15 protein-coding genes and 1 pseudogene are annotated in these 22,467 nt (G+C 67.9%); 4 read left to right on the top strand and 12 right to left on the bottom strand.

Going from position 1 to position 22,467, the window contains the following annotated elements; translation table 11 throughout:
• Positions 1-27: 27 nt before the first annotated feature.
• Positions 28-498, bottom strand: coding sequence for an RcnB family protein (locus AC5P5W_RS11920; RefSeq protein WP_049408719.1), 471 nt, complete (start codon positions 496-498; stop codon positions 28-30).
• Positions 499-752: 254 nt separating this feature from the next.
• Between AC5P5W_RS11920 and ettA the strand changes: the two genes are divergently transcribed.
• From ettA to AC5P5W_RS11905, 3 genes are all read left to right on the top strand, one after another.
• On the top strand, positions 753-2,417 hold the full coding sequence (ettA, locus tag AC5P5W_RS11915) for an energy-dependent translational throttle protein EttA (protein ID WP_005415249.1): 1,665 nt from the start codon (positions 753-755) through the stop codon (positions 2,415-2,417).
• Between the two features lie 92 nt (positions 2,418-2,509).
• On the top strand, positions 2,510-3,826 hold the full coding sequence (locus AC5P5W_RS11910) for an NCS2 family permease (protein WP_014645912.1): 1,317 nt from the start codon (positions 2,510-2,512) through the stop codon (positions 3,824-3,826).
• A gap of 83 nt (positions 3,827-3,909) precedes the next feature.
• Entirely contained in the window at positions 3,910-4,914 is a 1,005-nt protein-coding gene (locus AC5P5W_RS11905) for a DUF4434 domain-containing protein (RefSeq protein WP_414611731.1), read from the top strand.
• Here the strand turns inward: AC5P5W_RS11905 and AC5P5W_RS11900 are convergent.
• The 8 genes and pseudogenes from AC5P5W_RS11900 to AC5P5W_RS11865 all read right to left on the bottom strand — a co-directional run bounded on the left by AC5P5W_RS11900 (position 4,908) and on the right by AC5P5W_RS11865 (position 18,579).
• Entirely contained in the window at positions 4,908-7,742 is a 2,835-nt protein-coding gene (locus AC5P5W_RS11900; protein ID WP_197574529.1) for an NfrA family protein, read from the bottom strand. The genes AC5P5W_RS11905 and AC5P5W_RS11900 overlap by 7 nt on opposite strands.
• Positions 7,739-9,886 carry a glycosyl transferase family protein gene (locus AC5P5W_RS11895; protein ID WP_197574530.1) on the bottom strand — a complete coding sequence of 716 codons (2,148 nt, stop codon included), beginning with the start codon at positions 9,884-9,886 and terminating at the stop codon, positions 7,739-7,741. Before AC5P5W_RS11895 ends, AC5P5W_RS11900 begins: the two co-directional genes overlap by 4 nt.
• Before the next feature lie 6 nt (positions 9,887-9,892).
• On the bottom strand, positions 9,893-12,094 hold the full coding sequence (locus tag AC5P5W_RS11890) for a membrane protein (RefSeq protein WP_049442175.1): 2,202 nt from the start codon (positions 12,092-12,094) through the stop codon (positions 9,893-9,895).
• Positions 12,091-13,274: pseudogene (gene wecB, locus AC5P5W_RS11885) on the bottom strand (non-hydrolyzing UDP-N-acetylglucosamine 2-epimerase). The gene AC5P5W_RS11890 and the pseudogene wecB overlap by 4 nt, the downstream one beginning before the upstream one ends.
• Positions 13,275-13,540: 266 nt before the next feature.
• On the bottom strand, positions 13,541-14,578 hold the full coding sequence (locus tag AC5P5W_RS11880; protein WP_049442171.1) for a fimbrial protein: 1,038 nt from the start codon (positions 14,576-14,578) through the stop codon (positions 13,541-13,543).
• Positions 14,569-17,133 carry a fimbria/pilus outer membrane usher protein gene (locus AC5P5W_RS11875; protein WP_197574533.1) on the bottom strand — a complete coding sequence of 855 codons (2,565 nt, stop codon included), beginning with the start codon at positions 17,131-17,133 and terminating at the stop codon, positions 14,569-14,571. The genes AC5P5W_RS11880 and AC5P5W_RS11875 overlap by 10 nt, the downstream gene beginning before the upstream one ends.
• Positions 17,134-17,225: 92 nt before the next feature.
• Entirely contained in the window at positions 17,226-17,954 is a 729-nt protein-coding gene (locus AC5P5W_RS11870) for a fimbrial biogenesis chaperone (protein WP_014645904.1), read from the bottom strand.
• Positions 17,955-18,039: 85 nt separating this feature from the next.
• Entirely contained in the window at positions 18,040-18,579 is a 540-nt protein-coding gene (locus tag AC5P5W_RS11865; protein WP_014645903.1) for a fimbrial protein, read from the bottom strand.
• A gap of 459 nt (positions 18,580-19,038) precedes the next feature.
• Between AC5P5W_RS11865 and AC5P5W_RS11860 the strand changes: the two genes are divergently transcribed.
• Positions 19,039-19,404, top strand: a complete 366-nt coding sequence (locus tag AC5P5W_RS11860; protein ID WP_014645902.1) for a hypothetical protein — start codon at positions 19,039-19,041, stop codon at positions 19,402-19,404.
• A gap of 16 nt (positions 19,405-19,420) precedes the next feature.
• Here the strand turns inward: AC5P5W_RS11860 and pncB are convergent, their stop codons facing one another.
• The 3 genes from pncB to AC5P5W_RS11845 all read right to left on the bottom strand — a co-directional run bounded on the left by pncB (position 19,421) and on the right by AC5P5W_RS11845 (position 22,391).
• Positions 19,421-20,602, bottom strand: coding sequence for a nicotinate phosphoribosyltransferase (gene pncB / locus AC5P5W_RS11855; protein ID WP_014645901.1), 1,182 nt, complete (start codon positions 20,600-20,602; stop codon positions 19,421-19,423).
• Between the two features lie 101 nt (positions 20,603-20,703).
• Positions 20,704-21,543, bottom strand: coding sequence for a glycosyltransferase family 2 protein (locus AC5P5W_RS11850; RefSeq protein WP_032962463.1), 840 nt, complete (start codon positions 21,541-21,543; stop codon positions 20,704-20,706).
• Positions 21,540-22,391, bottom strand: a complete 852-nt coding sequence (locus AC5P5W_RS11845; protein WP_046428748.1) for a glycosyltransferase family 2 protein — start codon at positions 22,389-22,391, stop codon at positions 21,540-21,542. Before AC5P5W_RS11845 ends, AC5P5W_RS11850 begins: the two co-directional genes overlap by 4 nt.
• Positions 22,392-22,467: the final 76 nt, after the last annotated feature.

Genomic DNA, 22,467 nt, shown 5'->3' with positions numbered 1-22,467 from the left:
AATGGGATCCGACCCCGGCCGCGATCCTCAGCGACTGAGCACGTACTGGGCGATCACACCGGTGGCGATGGCCACCAGCAGCATGTTGCCGCGATCATCCCGGATCCACTGATGGCCGTACGGTGGGCGGCGCAGGTTGTAGCGCGGGTAGTCGTTCACCACGTAGACCGGGCCGCGGTAGTAGTCGCGGTAGCGGTGGCCGACCTTCCAGCCATAGCCCGGGCCATAGGCCGGGCGATAGACCACGCGCGGCGGTGCCGGGCGGTAGTAGCGATCATGGTCACGGTGCCAGTCGCGGCGGTCGCGTTCCCAGTCGCGCCGGGCCTCGCGGCGGTCGCGCTCCCAGTCGCGGCGGTCCTGGCGCCACTCACGGCGATCCTCGCGCCACTCGCGGCGGTCGTGGTCGCGGCGATGGTCGTTGTCGGCGAAGGCCGGGGTCACGGCGCCCAGCGCCAGCACAGAGGCCACGGCGCCGGCCATTACTCGATTGATGCGCATGTCAGACCTCTGCTTGGGTGGGTGGTGAGCCCATATTGCGCAACCGATCTGAACCGTTTCCGGCTGGAAACGCTTCCCGCTGCAGGACTGTGACGGAGTATTCAGGCCACGGCCAGCCTGCGCGGCTCCGGCCGGGCGCGGGCCGGAACCGGTTCCGGCTATAATTGGCGGTATTCCATTCCAGTCTGTGCCCGCTGCCGCAACGGGATGTTCCCGTGACGGGTCGGGCGCAGGGCCGCGCCTACGGAGACCGCATGTCCTCGCAATACATCTACACCATGAACCGCGTGTCCAAGGTGGTCCCGCCCAAGCGGCAGATCATCAAGGACATTTCCCTGTCCTTCTTCCCGGGCGCGAAGATCGGCCTGCTGGGCCTGAACGGCGCCGGCAAGTCCACCGTGCTGAAGATCATGGCCGGCGTGGACACCGATTTCGAGGGTGAAGCCCGCCCGCAGCCCGGCATCAAGGTCGGTTACCTGGCGCAGGAACCGGAACTGGACCCGAACAAGACCGTGCGCGAGTCGGTCGAGGAAGGCGTGGGCGAAGTGCTGCAGGCCCAGGCCGCGCTGGAGGCGGTGTACGCCGCCTACGCCGAGGAAGGCGCCGACTTCGACGCGCTGGCCAAGGAACAGGAGCGCCTGGAGGCGATCCTGGCCGCCGGCGACGCGCATACCCTGGAAAACCAGCTGGACGTGGCTGCCGATGCGCTGCGCCTGCCGCCGTGGGATGCCAAGATCGCCAACCTGTCCGGCGGTGAAAAGCGCCGCGTCGCACTGTGCCGCCTGCTGCTGCAGAAGCCGGACATGCTGCTGCTCGACGAACCGACCAACCACCTCGACGCCGAGTCGGTGGAATGGCTGGAACAGTTCCTGGCGCGCTATACCGGCACCGTGGTGGCGGTCACCCACGATCGCTACTTCCTGGACAACGCCGCCGAGTGGATCCTGGAACTGGACCGCGGCCGCGGCATTCCGTGGAAGGGCAACTACACCGAATGGCTGGTGCAGAAGGATGAGCGCCTGAAGCAGGAAGAGAACCAGGAAAAGGCCCGCCAGAAGGCGATCCAGAAGGAACTGGAGTGGTCGCGCCAGAACGCCAAGGGCGGCCGCTCCAAGGGCAAGGCCCGTCTGGCCCGCCTGGAAGAGCTGCAGTCGCAGGATTACCAGAAGCGCAACGAGACCAACGAAATCTTCATCCCGCCGGGCGAGCGCCTGGGCAACATGGTGATGGAGTTCAAGAACGTCTCCAAGAAGTTCGGCGACCGCCTGCTGATCGACAACCTGTCGATGCTGATTCCGCCGGGCGCGATCGTCGGCATCATCGGCCCGAACGGCGCCGGCAAGTCGACGCTGTTCAAGATGATCACCGGCCAGGAGAAGCCGGATTCGGGCGAGATCGTGATCGGCCCGACCGTGCAGCTGTCCTACGTGGACCAGAGCCGCGACAAGCTGGAAGGCAACCACAACGTCTTCCAGGAAATCGCCGGTGGCCTGGACATCCTCAACATCAACGGCATCGAGATCCAGTCGCGCGCCTACATCGGCCGCTTCAACTTCAAGGGCCAGGACCAGCAGAAGATGGTCGGCTCGCTGTCCGGTGGTGAGCGTGGCCGCCTGCACATGGCCAAGACCCTGCTGCAGGGCGGCAACGTGCTGCTGCTCGACGAACCGTCCAACGACCTGGACATCGAAACGCTGCGTGCGCTGGAAGACGCGCTGCTGGAGTTCCCGGGCAACACCTTCGTGATCTCGCACGACCGCTGGTTCCTGGACCGCATCGCCACGCACATCATCGCTTTCGAAGGCGACTCGCACGTGGAGTTCTTCCAGGGCAACTACCGCGAGTACGAGGAAGACAAGAAGCGTCGCATGGGCGACGATGCCGCGCCGAAGCGCCTGCGCTTCAAGGCGCTGAAGTAAGAAAGGAAGAACGGCCGCGCTCTGCGCGGCCGTTCTGCATTCGGGTAGGTCACGACCGTTGGTCGTGACACCTTATTGTTGCGAGACGCCCCATGTCCCTGTTCGAACGCCTGTTCCAGCTGCAGCAGCACGGCACCACCGTGCGCACCGAGCTGCTGGCCGGTGTCACCACCTTCCTGACGATGTCCTACATCGTCTTCGTCAACCCGGAAATCCTCGGCACCACCGGCATGGATGCGGGTGCGGTGTTCGTGGCCACCTGCCTGGCCGCTGCGCTGGGTTCGGCGGTGATGGCGCTGGCGGCCAACTTCCCGGTCGGCATGGCACCGGGCATGGGCCTGAACGCGTTCTTCGCCTTCACCGTGGTCGGTGCCGCCGGCCTGCCGTGGCAGCAGGCACTGGGCGCGGTATTCATCTCCGGCCTGGTGTTCCTGGTGCTGTCGCTGACCGGTGTGCGGGCGTGGCTGGTGTCGGGCATCCCGGCCTCGCTGCGTTCGGCGATCGTGGCCGGCATCGGCCTGTTCCTGGCGATCATCGCGCTGCAGAAGTCCGGCGTGATCGTCGGCAATGAAGACACGCTGGTGGCGCTGGGCCCGTTGAATACGGCGCCGCCGCTGCTGGCACTGGCCGGCTTCCTGCTGATCGCGGTGCTGGAAGCGCGCCGTATCCGTGGCGCGATCCTGATCGGGATCCTGGCGGTGACCGGCGCGGGCTGGGCATTGGGCGACGTGCAGTACCAGGGCCTGGTCTCGCTGCCGCCGAGCCTGGCGCCGACCTTCCTGCAGCTGGACCTGCCGGGCCTGCTGCACCACAACGGTGGCGCGCCGATCGCCGTGTTGCTGCAGGTGGTGCTGGTGTTCGTGCTGGTGGAAGTGTTCGATGCCACCGGCACCCTGTATGGCGTGGTCGGTCGCGCCGGACTGCTGAAACTGCCGGGCGCGCAGAAGCGTTTCGGCCGCGCGCTGCTGGCCGACAGCACGGCGATCGTGGCCGGTTCGCTGCTGGGCACCAGCAGCACTACCGCGTTCGCTGAAAGCGCCTCGGGCGTGCAGGTGGGCGGCCGCACCGGCCTGACTGCACTGGTGGTGTCGGCACTGTTCCTGGCCGCACTGCTGTTCTCGCCGCTGGCGGCGATGGTGCCCGGCTATGCCACCGCACCAGCGCTGCTGTTCGTGGCCGGCCTGATGCTGCGCGAACTGGTGGACGTGGACTGGAGCGACCTGACCGAATCGGTGCCGGCCGCACTGTGTGCCCTGGCGATGCCGTTCACCTACTCCATCGCGAATGGCCTGGCGTTTGGCTTCATCGCGTATGCGGCGCTGAAGGCCGGCACCGGCCGCTGGCGCGAAGTGCATCCGGCGGTGTGGCTGGTGGCGGTGCTGTTCGCGCTGCGCTACGCCTTGGAATAATCGGGGCGCGATGCCGGCCAGCGGCCGGCACCACCCGGCGCGGGGTTCACCTCCCACCCACGGTGCTCTGGGATGATGCGGGCATGGTTCGGCCCGACCTTCCCACGGATCCGTCTTCGCCGTTGCGCCGCCGGTTGCTGCGCGCGGCAGTGCTGGCGCCGTTGGCCGCTACGCTCGCCACCCTGCCCGGCTGTTCGCTGCCGGTGCAGGTGGATGGCACCTTCCTGCAGCCCTGGCGCAGCCATCTGCAGTGGGGGCCAGCCGACTGGCAACGTTCCTTGAAGCTTGCCCATGCGCTGGGCTGCCGGCAGCTGGTGCTGCAGTGGACCGGCATCGTCGGTGGCAGCGATGGCGACTGGTCGCTGCCGGACAGCAGCCTGCAGCAGCTGTTCACCGCGGCCAGCGAGAACGACATCCGCATCCGCGTTGGGCTGCCCTTCCAGCAACGCTGGTGGCAGGCCATCGGCGCCGACGACGCGACGCTGCAGGCGTTCCTGGCCGACAGCCTGGCGCACGCGCGCAGCTGGTTGGCACAGGCGCCGTGGGCGCAGCAGCCCGCCTTCGGCGGCTGGTACCTGCCCTACGAACTGGAGCAGTTCCACTGGGCCGATCCGGCCCGCCAGCAATGGCTGGCGCAGTGGCTGCACGGGCTGGCGCAGGCCGCCAGCGCGCGCGGCGGTGACTGTGCGATCTCCTGCTACTTCAGCCGCCTGCAGACCGACGGCGACCTTGTCGCGCTGTGGCAGGCGGTGCTGGCACGGGCCGCGCTGCGGCCGATGGTGCAGGACGGCGTGGGGGTGGCCGGCGCCGGCAACGTGCAGCAGCTGCAACCGCTGCTCGGCCATTTCCGGGCACAGGGCATCGGGTTCGATGCGATCGTCGAACTGTTCCGCGAACTGCCGGGCAGCCCCGCCGACGGCAGCGCGTTCAAGGGCGAAACCGCAGATGCCGCGCGCATCCAGCGGCAGCTGGCGTGGGCGCACGACAGCGGTGCGCAGCACGTGCTGGTCTATGCACTGGAGCCGTGGCTGACCCAGGACACGCCGCAGGCGGCGGCGCTGCGGCGACGCTGGGGGCTGGCTCAGTAGGAGAGGATGGCGGTGGCGAACAGGCCCTTGGCGCGCTGCGTATCACCGCCGCCGATCGCGAAGCGGTACTGCACGGTCAGGTCCAGGTAGGAACGCGGCGTGTTGTAGTGGTCTTCGCGGAACCAGTAGCGCACGCCCACGCCCGGCCCTGCGCCGAGTGACCAGCTGCGCTGCGTATCGTTGAGTGCGAACGACTGCGCCGGGAACAGCGGGTAGCGGATGTCGCGCACGCGCGAGCGCTGGTCCAGCCAGTCCGCCCCCACCACCACATACGGCGTGACCACCCAGTGGGTCTGCCCGGCACCAAAGCGGAAGCTGCGGCCGGCACGCAGTTCACCGGCAGCGAACCACTGTTCGCGATGCAGGCGCCCGTTGGCATCGCCCACCCGGCGCACCGGCGTGCCATTGGCATCGAGTGCGTCGAGGGTGAAATGCGCGCTGTTGTCATCCCACGTGTAACCGCCCTGCGCGTAGCCACTGACCATCCACCACTGATTCACGTCGGTGCGCAGGTCGGTGCCGTGGTAATAGCCGTAGGTCAGGTAGGACATCCAGCCACCGGAACCGCTGGCCAGGCGGTAGCGGGCCAGTGTGCTGGCTTCCAGTGGCGGGTTGCGGGCCAGCTGCAGGCTGCATTGCACGGCCGCCGAAGCGGGGTAGACATCGCCCGTGCGGGTGGCGCTGCCGAGGAACTGGCGACGCTCGATGCCGGCGCTCAGGCCGGTCTGGCCGAAGGCGTAGCGCAGGCCGAACGAGGCGATGGTGGACGGCCAGCCGGTGGTGGAACGCGAGCGGCTGAGCCGTTCGGCGCGCGCGCGTGCATCGGGCGTCGATTCGCCGGTGCACGGGTCCACGGCGCGGATCGACTCGTAGGTGCCACCCTGGTCGTACAGGGTGTTGAGCAGCCGCGCGTAAAGCTCCAGCGTGCCGTGCTGGTCATTGAAAGCCGGCGGGCGCCAGAACGCTTCAAGCGTGCTGAACACCGAATCACCCGGCGTACTGATCGCCGCGCCGCCGACATTGGTCGCCGCCTGGCGCGCGCCACGGAAGCCGGCCGAGGCGATCACGCCCCACTCGCGCGAATAGTTGGCGATGGCATTGCGCACGTTGTAGCGCTGGTGCGCATCCAGTGGCAGCTCGCCGGCATCGGCACGATCAATGGCCGTCCGCAGCAGGGTCACCGCCTGCGGGTGATCGCCGTTGGCCGCGCTGGCGTAGGCCTGGTCAAGCACCACGCCCTTTGGTGCCCTGCCGGTGGCCTCGGCGGCACGGAAGTCGGCCAGTGCGCGCGCCGGCTCGTGCGCCTTCTGGTTGAGGTAGCCGCGCTGCATCAGCGCCTCCGCATCGTCAGGGCGCTGTGCCAGCGCCGCATTCAGGCGCTGCCGTGCTTCGTCCTGCTGGCTGCGGTTGCCTGCCGCCAGCGTGGTGGTCAGCAGCCCCTGCAGGCTCGCGTCCTCCGGTGCGAGCTGCACGGCCTGCCGCGCCTCGCCGATGGCCTCGGCATAGTCCCGGCGCGCGTAGGCCGCGTAGGCACGCTGTGCGGCACCACCGTCGCCCTGCAGGTCGGCCGGCATCAACTCGCAACGGTTGCCGCTGTCGCCAGACTGGCAGTGCTGGAACGGCGCCGGATAGGTCTGCGCGCTCATGCGCGGACGCTCGCGACTGGAACGGACCGCCTTGGCGCGCTGCTCGATGCCCTGCTGCAGCAGCTGCTGCGCGCGTGCATCGCTGGCATCTGCTGGCAATGCCGCGCGCAGCGGCGCCAGCAGTGCACCCGCACGTGTGCGGTCCCCAGCGGCCAGGGCCGCATCCACGGCCAGCAGGCGCACGTTGCGCTGCTGCATGGTTGACCCCGGCGCGGCGAGTGCGGCGTCGAAGTCTTCATTGGCCAGCAGGCTGTTGCCCTGGCGCTGGCGCAGGTAGCCGCGCATCACCCGCGCATTGAGATCCTGGCCGTCGGCCTGCAACGCCTGGTCGGCACTGCGCTCGGCGTCGGCCAGCTGCCCCTGCTGCAGCTGCGCGGTAATCAGCAGCAACCGGTACGTCGCCACCTCCGGTGCCAGCTCGACAGCGGCACGTGCCTGCGCAACGGCCGCGGCATCATCCTGCGTGGACAGCGACCGGTACGCCTGCTGGGCCTGCAGCAGCGCGCGCTGTCGATCCAGCGCCACGCGCCGTGCGCGCAATGCCTCGACATTCGGCGCGCCCAGCTGCAGCGCGGTGGCAATGGCGGCGTCGGCCTGTTCGGGCTGCTGCTGTGCCTCCAGCGCGGCCACCCACAGCATCGCCCAGGCGCCCTGCGTTGGCTGCTGCCGGAAGGCCTGCTCGGCCTTGCTGGCTGCCTCTCCCATCCGCCCGGCGTCATAAGCGGCGTAGGCCTCGGTGGCCAGCGCGTAGGCCTGCTGCCTGGCGCGGTCTGCGCCGCTGCCAGCCACGCGCGGTGGGGAGGGTGCACGCCCGCTCCTGGCATCCGGGGGCGTGCTGCGCGCAGCGGTGGCAGCGGCCAGCGCCGGCAACGCCGGATCCTTCAACCCCGCATCCAGTGCACGACGTGCCTGCTGCTGGGCCTCGGCACCCCGCCCCAGTTTCTGCAGCGCATAGATCTGCAACAGGCGCAGCCGCACCACGTCCGGGCGCAGCCGGATCGCTTCGGTGGACTGCTGGTAAGCCGCTTGATAGTCGCCGCGCTCGTAAGCGGTGAAGGCCTGCTCGGCGACGCGATATGCAGCGCCGGACAGCGGCAGGGCCGCATCGGCCTGTGCCAGTACCGGCGTGGCGGCCGTGGCCAGTGCCACGGCAATGACGGTGGACAGCAGCGTGGTCTTCATGCCGGCAAGGCTCCGGGAGGCGGCGACTGCAGCACGGCCGCACGCCGGCGCTGCTCCTGCATGGCCTGGGCGACGGCGTCCTCGGTGGTGACGCCCTGCTTGACCAAGTAATCGCCGATGCGGCCATCGCGCTGCGGCTTGTAGGCATCCAGTGCGATCTCGAAGCGCGCGTGGTCGATCAGGCGCATCTCCACCAGCAGGTCGCCCAGCAGGGGCACGTTGTCCAGCTGCCAGTGCCGGTCGCCGCCGATCAGGCGCAGGCCTGCGTTGATTTCGCTTTCGCGGGCAATGCTCTGTTCGATGTGCTCGCTGCGGGTTTCCTGCTTCAGCAGTGCCAACGCTTCTTCGGGCAATGGGCTGGCCACGGCCAGCCGCAGGGTGCCCTGCTGGCGCGGTGGCAGGGGCAACATGCGCCATTGCACGCAGGCATCGGCACTGACCGGGAAGTGGCAGGCGCGCAGGTAGTCCACGTCGATCACCGCACGAGGCAGGTCGCCCTGGAAGGCGATCGCCTCGGCCAGCGTTTCATCATCCAGCCACCCCTGGGTGAGCAGGATGCGGCCCAGTGGCTGCTGCCGGCCGGCGTGCTGCTGGTCCAGCGCCTGCTGCAGGCGCTCCGGCTCCACCGCCTGCCAGGTGGTCAACAGCTCGCCGAGCTGCTTGCGCGTCTGCACCAGCTGCGCCGCATCCGGGAAGTCGTGCATGGTCTTGTCCCAGACCATGCGCTTGCCGAACAGCAGGTAAGCCAGGAACACCTTCCACGCACGCGCGGTGGCCATGAAATTGATCATGTTGCCGACCACCATCCGCGGGATCGACATCAAGGCATGCTCCCAGCCGTACAGCCGGTTGACGAAGTAGAAGCGCTGCACGACGCGGGTGGCCAGCGCTGCGGTGGTCAGCAGCGCGACGTTCATCTGCCAGGTACCGGCCTGGAACACGCTGGGAAACTGCATCGTCCACACCCCGGACATCTTCAGCAGCCAGAACAACAGCAGCTGCAGGAAGATGAGGTAGGCAATGATGCTGACGAACGAGGTGATGATGCCCTTGCGGTCGCGCGCCAGCAGGTACTTGGTGGCCAGCGAGCCACGCCAGCCCAGCGACTCCCAGCTCTGCAGGCCGATGCCCAGCACCCAGCGCGCCTTCTGCCGGTACGAGGCACGGAAGTTGTCGGGGAAGTACTCGCGCACGCACAGCGCCATCTGCTGGGTGCGCTCGCGCACCGGCCCCCAGCCGAACCAGGACGGGCGACGCACGCGGAACTGCACCGGGAAGCGGGCGAAGATCGACTGCATGCCCATCGCCGCCAACCGCGCACCGACGTCATAGTCCTCGGTGAGGCTGTCGGTGTTGAAGGGCTGGTTGCCGGTCTGCGCGCTCAGCGCCAGCAGCGCGCGCCGCGAGAAGCAGGTACCGACGCCCGCCGATGGCACCATGCCGGAAACACTTTCACGCACGACCAGATCCTTGGCGTGCCATTCGGCGAATTCGTCCATGTAGACACCGGCAACCAGCTCATACCACTCGCGGTCCAGCGAGGTGACCGGCAGCTGGATCATGTCCTTGCGCGGCAGCAGGTAGTTGTAGAAGCGCAGTTCCATCGGATGCAGCACGTCCTCGCTATCGTGCAGGATCACCCCGGCGAACTCGATGTCGTGGCGCTTCTCGTAGTCGAAGATCGCCAGGATCAGCCAGTTCAGGCAGTCGGCCTTGCTGGTCGGCCCGTCGTGCGGCACTTCCACGCGGCGCAGGCGCTTGTAGCGGCGACGCATGCGCTCGACCTCATCGATGGTCTGCTGGTCGTTGGGATAGGTGCCGACGAACACGACGTACTCGCGGTAATCGAGCACGTTGATCATGTTCTCCACCATCTGCGCGATGACGTCGTACTCCATCCACGCCGGCACCATGATCGCCAGCGGCTGCTGCGGGCGCTGCAGCAGGTCGTCCTGGGTCAGCGGCCGGTAGGCATCGCGGCGCTTGATCGTGAGCGCGCGCCAGCTCTCGCGTACCCAGTACCAGACATCGATGAACAGGTCATCGAGGCTGGAGATCAGGATCAGCACGGCCACCGCCGCCGCCGTGGTTTCCAGGGCGGCGTAGTAGTTGGCCAGCTGGATGTTCCAGAACAGACCGTCCACGGTGGATCAGTGCCCTGTGTTGGCGGACTTGCGGCGACGCACCTGGGTGACGCGGGCGGCCAGCAGCGCGAACACGATCACGCCGACCAGCAGCAGCAGCCAGACCATGTGCCGTTCCCACTTCGATTGCGGGTTGCCGTCCTGCGCGATACGCGTGCCGTAGGGATCCTGGCGGTCGAATTCGCGCACGGCATCACTGCCGTCGAGCACGGCGAGATCGCCCCGCAGCAAACGGAATGGGGCGCCGAACGGCGGTGACTGCGCACCGAGGTCGCTGTAAACAACGCCCAGCTGGCCACCGGACGACCCCACCTGCACCACCGCGGCACGATCCAGCCCGCTCACATCCAACAGCGGTTGCGGCTTGCCGCCGATCAGCAGGTGGCCATCCTTCAGGCCGGCCACATCGACACCGGATGGCGCCACGCCGAACGCCAGCCACGGCGCGCCCGGGCTGACCACGGCACCGGCTTCGACCACCTTCAGTTCCGATGCCTCCGGCGATGCGCCCACTGCGCTGGTCACCGCGATGACCTTGCCCAGCGAGGCCGGCGCATCCTGCAGCCAGGTGCCGGGCACGAACACCTGGTTGCCGCGCGACAGCTGGCTGCTGGCACCCACGAAGTCACTGCCCAGCGAACGCTTGGCCAAGGTCAGGTGGCTGCTGGGCAGGATCGAGACCGGATAGCCCGTGGCCGGATCGTGGCAGTAGGGACGCGCCGGCTGGCGCAGGAAGCTGACACGGATCTCGTTGCGTGCCGACAGCGCGTAGGCCGGCACCTTGGCCACCAGCCGTTGCGGCTGGCCGTTGGCCGACAGCACCTTGCCACCCAGCAGGTAATCGTTGAGGTAGATCGTGGCGACCGCGCCCTGCCCGGCCGCGTTGGGGGCCGCCGAGACATCGATCACCACCTGCTCGGGCAGGCGGCCATCGGCCGACAGTGCGCCGAGGTCGAAGCTGGCGCTGCGGTCGGCGCGGGTCACCACATCCATGGTGCCAGCGATGTTGCCGAGCCGGCTCAGCAGTACCTGGTCACCGTCCAGTCTGGGCGTGCCCGCTGCGCTGACCTGCAGGCTGCGGCCCAGTGCATAGCTGCGCCACTGCTCGGCGAGCAGCCCGGCGACCTTGCCCGCCGCCGCCGGGTCGACCACCAGCGTCGGACGCCCGGCCACGGCCACCACGCTGACCGACGCGTTGGCGGCGGGCTTTTCCAGGCCGCCCATGTCGGTACCGCGCCACGCGGCGAACGCGGTGCCCGCATCGGCCCCCGCCGCGCCGACCTGTACGGCCAGCGCATCCAGCGCCGCACGCACGCCGGCGCGCAGTGCATCGCTGCCGATCATCACATCGGCGGCCAACGGCCCGCTGTCGCGCAATGACAGCAGCGCGCCGACTTCGGCCAGATCCCTGATCGCATGCGCGCGCTCACCCGTGGCCAGCGCGGCGTAGGCCGGCACGCCCTGCAGGCTGGCCGGGATGCTGATACCGGCCAGGTCAACGCTGTCACCGACCTTGGGCAGGGCCACCACCTGCACCTGTTTGCCCCCGGCCTGCAACGCGGTACCGATGCGCCAGGCCGCATCGTAGGCCGTTGCCTGCAGCGCCTTGCCATCCACCAGCAGGCGCACCCGCGGTGGCAGCGCCCCCCACGCCTTGGCAACGGTATCCACGGCGCGGCCGTCGAAGCGGTAGCTGAAACGCGAGTCCGGCGACAGCCGCAGCACATTGGCCGGCGCGCTCTGGTCGGCGCACTGGTAATCGGACACGATCGACCACCAGCCGACGCCGACCCGTACGAAGCCGCTCTGGCGGGGTTCGCCATCGATGGCCAGCAGCTGGCTGGCATCGCCCTGGGCATCGGTGATCGAACGCGCCGCGATCGGGTCGCCATCGACCGACCACAGGCCCGAGGTGCGCCCGGCGTGGCCGCGCACATAGCGCCCATCCAGCTGCAGCTGCGCGTCGCGGGTGGCCACACCGGCCGGCACCGGCAGGTAGACCTCGCGCTGGCTCTCCTGCCCGCTCAGCACCAGTGGCTGGCGGAAACCGAGTTCGCGCAGGGTCATCTGCCGGTTCACCGTGCTGTCGCTGCTCCATTCGGTGAACTGGCCGGCGACGCTGTCGGCGGCATGGGCGCTGCCAACCACGCCCGACAGGACGAACGCAGCGGCGGATGCAAACAGGGAAGAGCGGCCGGTCTGGGTCATGGCGTCACTTCGCGTGGATGGGGTGGACGGCGCCGCTGCTGCGGACGCCGGGCGAGAATTCGGGAAGGGGCGCACCGCGCAGGGCGGCGACGATGCGGGCGCTGGCGCGGCCATCCCCGTACGGGCTGGCATCGGGGTCGAAGCGGGCCGGCTGCGGCGGGCGTGCCAACACCGCGTTGACCGCATCGACGATGCGCGAGGGCGTGGTGCCGACCAGCGTGACCACACCGGCTTCGACCGCCTCCGGCCGTTCGGTGACATCGCGCATCACCAGCACCGGTTTGGCCAGCGCCGGGGCTTCTTCCTGCACGCCACCGGAGTCGGTGAGGATGACGTCGGCGCGCTGCATCAGGCGCACGAAGCGCAGGTAATCCTGCGGCGGCACCAGGTGCACGTTGTCGAGGTTGCCGAGGTGGGCATTGACCGGGCCCTGCACGTTCGGGTTGAGGTGCACCGGGTACAGCACCTGCAGGTCCGGCCGCCGTGCCAGCTCGGCCAGCGCACGGCAGATGTCCTCGAAGCCCTGGCCGAAACTCTCGCGGCGATGGCCGGTGACCAGCAGCAGCCGGCGGCCGGGTTCGAGCATATGGAAGGGTTCGTCGGCCTGCGCACGCAGTGCCGGATCGGCATCCAGCCGCTGCACGGTCTGCTGCAGGGCATCGATGACGGTGTTGCCGGTGACCAGGATCTGCCCGCCCAGGTGCTCACGGGCCAGGTTGGCGCGCGAGCCGGGAGTGGGTGCATACAACTGATGGCCGACCACATCGATCACCCGCCGGTTCATCTCCTCCGGCCACGGCCGGTGGATGTCGCCGGTGCGCAGGCCGGCCTCGACATGGCCGATCGGGATGCGGTGATGGAACGCGGCCAGGGCCGCGGTCATCGCCGTGGTGGTATCGCCATGCACCAGCACGTAGTCGGGGCGGACCTGCGTGTAGAGCGCGTCAAGCCGTTCGAACAGCCTGGAACACAGGCCATTGAGGGTCTGGTTGGGCACCATGACATCGAGGTCATGGTCGGCGGTGATCTCGAACAGCGCCATCACCTGGTCGAGCATCGCCCGGTGCTGCCCGGTGATGCAGACCACCGATTCGATATCCGCAGCGTGTGCCAGGGCGCGCACCAGCGGCCCCATCTTGATGGCTTCCGGTCGCGTGCCGAACACCGACAGGACCTTCACCGGAGCGCTCCCGAAAGCCGGCGCGGAAGGGGGCAAGCAGCAGTAGCCACGTCTGGATCCTTTCGGCGTTGCCGTCCAGCACCCGCAGGCAGGAGACGGTCACCTCATGAGGAAACTCCAAATTCGCGACATACATCACACTAAGACGTCTGTATGCGCGTCGTGGCATCGATCTTCATCGTTGCAGGATCAAGACGCAGTCAACGCCGCCCGTGAGCCGGGCGACGTTGCGGCGGAACGCAGCAGGGGCAGCCGCCGGGGCGGCCTTACTCGTACTGGATGGTGAACGTGGCCTGGCCGTTTGCGACACCCGCGCCCACCGTACCGGCCTGGGTCTGCACGTAGCGCGCGCGCAGCGGCAGCGCCATGACGCTGGTACCCGGCGCGGTGGTGCCAACGCTGATGGTCTGGCCGAAGCGCACTTCACGCTCGGTGCTGCCATCGCGCTGGACCATCTGGATGCCGATGCGGGTGGCACTGTTGCTGGCCGCGCTCAGCTTCAGCACGCCCGGCATGTTCGAGCTGTCCTGGTCGGCATCGAGGCGGATGCCGATCTTGCTCTGGTAGGCGGCAACGTTGCTGCCCTGGCAGTTCAGGCGGATCTCGAAGTCGCGATCAACGGCCTTGGAGCCGACACCAGTGAAGGTGGTGTTGGGCACACTGCCGAAATCGACGGCAATGTTGCGGCTGCCGGCCTGCACTTCACAGGTCGGGCTGACCACGGTGGTGCCCGAGCCCTTGAACGTCGAGGTCAGTACCGGGCGCCCGGGGCCATCGCCGTCGAAGTAGTAGTTGGTGAAGCGGCCGTTCGGCGCGATCACGCCCGAACCGGTCTGCGCAGCGGTCTTGATCAGCTGGATGCGGAACTGGCCACCGATGAGGCTGACCACGGAACCGCCACCGAAGTTGATCGAGTGCGGGTAGTAGGTCTGGATCGCACCCGAATCGCGGTACAGGCGGATGCCGACGCCTGCCACATCGGTTTCATAGACGTTCGAGAAGCCGGCCACGGGGCGCTTCTGCGCTGCGTTGACGTACTCACCGATCGAACGACCGCCGGTCCAGGAATCGCAGCGGGCAACGCTGTTCTGCTGGGTGATCGGTTCACTGATTTCCTTGATCACGCCGCCGACCGGGGTGCTGGGCAGGATCACGATCTGGCCCATGTCCATGGTCACGTCCTGGGCGATGAACCAGCTGTTCTGGATGCGGCAGGCGGCGCTGGCCTGCTGCGCCAGCAGCACGCCGCCCAGTACGGCCAGCGCGGCCAGCGCCTTGCGGCCACGGGAAGAAATCATCGGCATGCTGCCTCCAGCGGGATGAAGCCGGTCTTGGACGCATCGGCGCCCGCCGGTACCTGGTAATCAATGGTGCAGCGCTGGTCGGCACCGGCGCCCCACTCGACCTGCAACTGGCCCTGGTTCTTCTCGCTGCGCACGTACAGGCGGCCGCCCTGGCTGACCATGCCGACCGGCTGGCCCTGTTCGTCCTTGACCTGCGCACCGAACGGCATGCTGCGGCCATCGGCGTTGCGCACCTGGATCAGCAGCGCGTTGCCCTTGCGGGTGTCGAAGCGCAGGTAGCTGATGGCACCGGCGAACGGCGCGATGGACTGGCTGGTGCTTTCCAGTTCGACGTCGTGGGCCATGCCCTGCGGATCGAGGGTGACGGTGTTGAGGCGGTACGGCGACACGTACGGCACCACGGCGTAGCCGCGGCCATCGACGCGCAGGCCCGGCGCGTTGCTGACGATCGCATCGCGCGCGCCCGGCGCTTCGACCAGCACCATGGTGTCGCCGCGCTGCGGGGTGAAGGTGAAGCCGCCCGGATGCACGACCACGCTGCCGTTGGCACCGACCGACGCCTGGCGGAAATCACGCGAGTGGCTGTAGGTGGCGTTCAACGCCGAGTAGCGGCTGCGGTACTCGGCATTGCCGACCGCGGTGGTGCCACCCTCGCGGGAATCGGACAGGGCCACGCCGTAGCTGAAGTTGTTGTCGACGCCGGCCGAACCGGTGATGCCGACGCGGCTGTTGTCGTAGCCACCGCGGTCGCGCGCGCCAAGGTCGGCGCTGAACGACACCGGGTGGGCGCCCCGGCCCAGCGGCACGCTCATCGACAGCAGGTACTGGGTATCGGAGCGGCCGAGCACGCCTTCTTCGGTGCGCAGCGCCGAGAAGCCGTAGTTCACCGAGCGCCAGGCGTTGTTGTAGCCCACCTGGTACTGCTTGGAGGTGCCGGAACGGTCGTAGAAGTCACGCACCGAGCCGGTCACGTACAGCGCACCGCCACGTCGGCCCAGCGGCTGGTTCAGCGTTACCTGGAACTGGCTGCGCTGACGGCCACGGGTGGTCGGATCGATGCCGCGCTTGTCCGAATCACGGCCATACAGCGCGTCCTGCAGGCTGTAGAAGCCTTCAGTGGAGTAGCGGTAGGCGGCCAGGGTCAGGTTGGTCCCGGTCTCGCCGATCATGTTGCTGTAGCTCAGCCGCACACTGGCGCCGGTATGGCTGCCGTAGTGGTCGAACGAGGTCCGTGCATGGGTGACGTCGGCAGCGAAGGCACCGACGCGCGTGGACAGGCCGACACCGTACAGCAGCGACAGGTAGCCTTCGCTCAGCGCGCTGCCGCCGTACAGGGTCAACTGGTTGCCGATGCCACGCTGGTAGGTACCCTGCACCAGCCACGGCTCATCGGCCAGCAGCTTGTTGCGCACCTGGCCGGCGGTCAGCGAGTAGCGCGACACGCCTTCGCGCAGCATCTGCGGCACAGAACCGAACGGCACCTTGAATTCGCGGCGGCGGCCGTCGGCCTCGATCACGCTCACTTCCAGGTCGCCGCCGTAGCCGGTCGGGTACAGGTCGTCGATGACGAAGCTGCCCGGCGATACGGTGGAGGAGTAGATCAGCTGCTGGTTCTGGCGCACTTCGATGCGCGCGTTGGTTTCGGCAATGCCGCGCACGACCGGCGCGTAACCGCGCAGCGAATCGGGCAGCATGCGGTCGTCGCTGGCCAGGCTGGCACCCCGGTAGCCGATCGAATCGAACAGCTCGCCCGTGGTGTAGGCCTCACCAATGGTGAGCATGCCGCGCACCTGCGGGATGCCGCGCTGCGCATAGGTGGCAATGCTCTGCCAGTGGCGGCCGTTGCCTTCGGACCAGGTCAGGTTGGAATCGTGGCGGAACTGCCAGCCTCCCAGGTTCAGGCCGGCGTTGAGGCCGAGGTAGGCGCTGCGATTGCGCTGCCCCCCTTCAACACGGCTGTCGCTGTCGATGGCGTTGAAGCTGTAGCCGACGAAGCCAGCGTTGATGCCGCGGTCCCACAGCGACGGATTGACGTAGCCGCGCGCCTCGCGGCGCAGGAACACCTGCGGGATGCTGAGGTCGTAGCGCAGGTTGCCGCTGTCATAGATGCCATAGGCATTGGCCATGCGCCGCTGTACCGGCACGCAGCTGGTCGTGTCGGTCGGCAGCGTCGGGTCCTGCTGCAGCAGCACGGCCTCGCTGTCCACACCCATTTCTTCCAGCATCGGCAGCGGCAGGCAGGCGTCGACGCGGCCCTGCTCATCGGCCTTGAACTGCAGATCGCGACGGCCCTGCCAGCCACCGTTGACGTAGACGTCGACACGGTAGGTGCCAGCCACCATCGGGTTGCCATTGGTGAAGGAGGCCAGGTCGACCTGCTTGGCCTGGCCGGAGAGGAAGCTGGAGTTGAACTGGGCCGACTCGGGTGCACGCGCATTGGCCGCACCGCTCTGCGCCATCAGCGCCTGTTCGCCGAGATTGGCCGGCGCAGCCAGCGCCCATCCTGGGCAGGCCACGCCAGCAACCAGCAGGCAGATCGCCTGGTGGATCGACAATGTCAATCTGTTTCCGATCACACTGACATTCCTTCAATTCGCCGCACGGCGGCGGTGGCGGGATGCGCAGGCCCATGGCCGGCGCGGCGCGTTCAGCCCCCGGTACTGCCGAGGCGGACCGTGTGCTCCACCCGACCGCCGTAATCGTTGATGGTGATGAAGCGCACCTGGTCGGAGCCCGCCGGTGCGGTGAACTCCAGGCTCTGCTTCGGCGCGACCATGGCGCCCTTGTCCTCGACGGTCTTCTCGCTGCTGCCGGTCACGGCATGCACTTCGGCCAGCGTAACGTGGAAGGGGCTGGGGTTTTCCACCCGCAGGCGATCGCCCGTGCGGGTCCAGCGCAACGCTGCCGGCGCGTCGTTGGCGACGCCCTTCAGGCCCTGCGGCCGGTAGAACAGTTTCAGGCGCGAACGGAACGCGACCTGCAGGTAATTCTGGTCGCCGCTGTCGGCGTTGTCGGGCGACGGCGGCACATCCAGCACGTTGAGCCAGAACACCGACTCACGGTCGGTCGGCAGCTGCGCACCGGAGAAGATCACGCGCAGCGCCTGGCTGCGGCCCGGCTCGACACGCGCGATCGGCGGCGTCAGTACAAACGGGGCGTCGCTGTTGTCGGCGGTCTGGTTGGCGTCGCCGCTGTCGATCCAGGCCTGGACCAGCGCCGGCGAATCGCCCACGTTGTCGACCTGCACGGTCACTTCGCGCGCCTGCGCCGGATAGATCACTCGCGTGCCGTTGACCACCACGCCGGCCAGAGCGTTCTGGCAGAAGGGCAGCGTGAACGCTGCCAGCAGCAGCGCCCGGGGAAAGATTGCTTTCATCGGAAGTACTACGCTCGAGGGGTGTGGCCAAGGGCCGCGAAGCACTGGCCGGCGCTTACGCCGGCCAATGCGGGTACGACGACGATCAGTTGTAGATGATCGTGTACTTGACGCTGCTGGTGACGTCGCCCGGGGTGGCGGCGGCAGTGGCGTAGTACTCAGCGTAGTAGTTCAGATCGGCCGAGCCGTCGGTGCCGACGGTGACCCACTGCGAGTTGGTCTGCGCCAGGCCAGCGCCGGCAGCCTTGATCGGCAGGAACTGGTTGTTCGAGCCCAGCAGCTGCAGCTGCACGTTGGTGGCAGCGTTGGCCGAGGCCTGGTTGACCAGGCGGCCGCTGTTGAAGTCGACGGTCGAACCCGGCTCGAAGTAGGTGGCGACGTTGCCGGCGCTGCACTTGGTCAGGTTGATGGCGAACGGGGTACGGCCCGCAACGGCACCGGCGGTGGCCAGGGTGTTCTTGGACACGGTCGGCAGGGTCACGGCGAAGTCCTTGCCGCCCGGGGTCGAGATGGTGCAGGTCTTGTCGGTCACCTTGCCATTGAAGGTGATGGTGCCGTCGGCGGCGTTGGCGGCCAGCGGAGCGGCGGCCAGCATCAGAGCGGCAATGAGGTTCATCTTGTGCATTCGCTTTTACCTAACCCTACTGAAGAGATGAGAAGTAGAGGAGGAAGCAAGGAGCACTGCCGGGCTAACAAGACCCATCCTTGCGTCTCACCTGTGGCCGGACTCGGACATACCTCTCCCTGAATCCGTGACGCAAGTATAGGCACAACTGTGATGAAAGTCTCATTATTTTTCTGAACGCCAATTCATTGACGCTTTAAATGTGACGTGTTAGGCGAAATCACAGCCTCGGGGTGCGGGGGATTTGACGCGGGGCCCGGTCACGCTACAAACGACTGGGGATGTCGCATTGCGCGACGCGTTCGGCACGCGCGGAAACAGGCATTTTTCAGGGGGAATTTGGCTTCTTTGATGCGCATCACTCTTTCTTGGTGATGGCCCTAGCAGATTCGGAATCGTCCTATTAAAGGTTGATCGATCCTGTCGCTAACTAGGACACACCGAACCAGAGAACGTGTCATGAGGAACTCCATTCTGCTGTGCGTGGCCCTGATGTCCGTCAGTGCGCTGGCCCAGGCCAGCAGCGGCAGCATCCGTTTCAGCGGCCGTATCGCCGAGCCGGGCTGCACGACGAACCTGTCCCAGGGTGAGCTGAGCCTGGCGGCCTGCCCGCCGTCGGCCAAGGGTTCGACGGTGGCCGTGACGGCACTGGCCGATGGCCAGGCGGCGACGCTGCGTGACGGCAAGCGCCAGGGCCAGAAGCTGTCGGTGTCGGCCAGCGCGATGCGCGCCGGCGATATCGCCTTCTCCGAGCGCTACAGCGTGCAGGCTTCGAAGCAGCAGCCGCTGCAGGGCGCCTACCTGGTGGTCGTCGACTACCTGTAAGCCCTGCAGGCCGGTATTACTCCGGCTGCGGCAATTCGAACACCTGGCGCAGGTAGGCCAGGTAACCCGGGTCGTCGCACATGCTCTTGCCCGGCGAATCGCTGAGCTTGGCCACCGGCTGGCCGTTGCAGCGGACCATCTTGATGACGATGTTGAGCGGCGTCGGGCCCAGGTCATTGGTCAGGTGGGTGCCAACGCCGAACGCGACCTGGCAGCGACCGCGGAAGTAGTCGTACAGCCGCATCACCTTGGCGATGTCGAGCCCATCGCTGAACACCAGCACCTTGCTGCGCGGATCGACCCGGCGCTGCTGGAAATGCGCCAGCATGCGGTCGCCCCAGTCGAACGGATCGCCGGAGTCATGGCGCACACCGTCGAACAGCTTGCAGAAATACATGTCGAAGTCGCGCAGGAACGCGTCCAGGCCGACCACGTCGGACAGCGCGATGCCAAGATCGCCGCGGTACTCGCGCGCCCACGATTCCAGTGCTGCCACCTGCGAATCACGCAGGCGCGGGCCGAGCGCCTGGAACGCCTGCAGGTACTCGTGGGCCATGGTGCCGTGCGGGGTCATGCCATACAGGCGCGCGAAGTGGACGTTGCTGGTACCGACCAGCTGCGGGCCGAGCGCGTCGCGCAGCAGCGGCAGCAGGCGGGCATGCCAGTCACGCGAGTAGCGGCGACGGCTGCCGTAGTCGGCGATGCGGCAGTGCTCGAAACCGGGGGTATCGCGCAGCAGCGCGGCCTTGGCCTGCAGGCGGCGCTCGCCTTCGGCGAAGTCGGCCGTGGTGGTGTTGCGGAACCAGACTTCGTTGATGATCGCCAGCAGCGGCACTTCGAACAGGATGGTGTGCAGCCACGGGCCGGTGATGTCCAGCTCGATCTCGCCGGGCACGGCCGTCGACGCACGCAGCTGGATGTACTTGCGGTCCAGATGGAACAGGCCTAGGAAATCGGCGAAGTCCGGCTTCACGAAGCGCAGGCCTCGCATGTAGTCCAGTTCCGCGTCGCTGAAACGCAGGCTGCACAGGTGGTCGATTTCCTCATCGATCTGGGCGATGTAGCTTGCCAGGTCGATGCCGGGGGTGCGGCACTTGAACCGGTACTGCACCTGGGCGCCGGGGTGCTGGTGGAGCACCGCCTGCATCATGGTGAACTTGTACAGGTCGGTGTCGAGCAGGGACTGGATGATAGGCATGGGGCGGATTATGCGCCCGGCGGAGTGAACCGTGGGCGCGGCGAGTGGAGCCACACCATGCGTGGATGACCCTTTCCATGCAGCCGAGCGTGGGCTCGGCTCTACAACGACCTGCGCAGCAGGCGCGGCACCAGCATCAGCGCATGCACCCAGATCGCAGCCCATACCGCCGCGCGCACCGGCAGCGAACGCTGCCTGGCCTCGAACTTCTGGAAGTAGCGCCACAGCCCCCTGTGCTTGTGCCATTCCACGAAGAACGGCCGCGAGCGGCTGGAGACACCGCGCACATGGGTAACCTGCAGGTCGTTGGCGATCGCTACCACCGCGCCGGCTTCGCGCGCGCGCCGGCACAGGTCCAGGTCCTCGGCGTGCAGGCGATAGCCCGCGTCCCAGCCACCGATACGGTCGAACAGCGCGCGCGGCATCATCAGCAGTGCGCCGGATAGTGCCGGCACCCGCTGCAGTGCCTGGTGCGGCTCACGCGGAACCGCCAGCTTCGAGCCCTTGCCGGGCGAACGCAGCATCCTCAGGAAATCCGGGTCGCGGCGGCGCACCGCCTCGTCGGCATGGCCATGCTCGTCCACCTGTTCAACGCCCAGCAGGCAGTCGCCCAGCGCTTCGGCGCGGGAGCGCAGTTCGGCCAGCGTGTCCGGCTCGACCATCAGGTCCGGGTTGATGAAGGCCAGCCACGGGCTGTGCGAGTCGGCCACGCCCTGGTTGTTGGCGGCGGCGAAGCCGGGATTGTCCGGGTTGCCGACGAAGCGCACGCGTGGATCGTGGCTGGCATGCCGCTGCACGATGTCCAGGGTGCCATCCAGCGAACCATTGTCGATCACCCGGATCTCGGCCACATCCTGCGCCTGGCGCAGGCGCGAGAGGCAGGCATCGATGGTGCTCCCACTCTGGTAAGTGACGACGATGGCGGCGATGGCAACATTCAAACGGGTGGCTCCGGCACTGACGGGACGAACAGGTCGCCCTGTTCCTTCGGCATTATCGCCTGCCGCATGCGCTGCTGCAGGTCGGCGCGCAGCCCGTGCAGCGGGTCGTGCATCAGGAAATCGGCCAGCCGCGGTACCCAGGCCGGCCAGCGCGCGGCCAGGGCCTCCAGATCGCCATCGCGGCTGACCGCCTCCCCTGCCCGGCTGACGAAGGCGGTCTCGCACAGCACGTTGCGCCAGCCAAGGCCGGCCATGCGCAGGCTGAGGTCGACCAGTGCCGCGTTCCAGCCAGCGTAGCTGTCCACGTCCAGGCCGCCAGCGCGACGGCGCGCGTTGCCGCGCACCAGCACCGCGTGGGTGACCGCCGATGGCAGCTCCGGGTGAAGCGTCGGCAGCGTCGCGCAGGTGTGCGCCAGCAGGACCGGGTCCTGCGGCTCGGGATTGATCTCGCCCAGCCGTGGCCACGCGGCGGTCTCGCCGGCATTGCACCAGGGGGTTGCGGTGGCGATCGCGGCATCGCGGGCGAAGGCATCCTGCAACTGCTGCAACCAGCCGGGTGATGGCACGCTGTCCGGCGCCAGCACGGCCACGTCCAGGCCATCGCAGGCGCGCAGCATCTCGTCCAGATGGGCGACTTCGCCCAGTGGCCGCGCGCGCCGGGTGTACTCGGCCTGCAGCGGCGTATGCGCCAGCCAGTGTTCCACCACCGCCTGCGCGCGTGGCCCGGTCTGTGCGTCATCGGCCAACCAGACCGCGGTCCCTGGCGCCGTGCCGGCATCCAGCGCGGCCAGGCAGCGGTCGAGTGCGGCATCGTCCACGCACAGCGGCAACAACACGATCGCCCCCATCCCGCCTCCGTGGTTGTCGGTGGCCACAGCGTAGCACCGGGAGGGTATCGGCCGGGTTGCACCCGGCACCCGCGGA

Source organism: Stenotrophomonas sp. YJH_SMC_123, from assembly GCF_059368215.1.
This window is presented reverse-complemented; position numbering and strand designations above follow the sequence as displayed.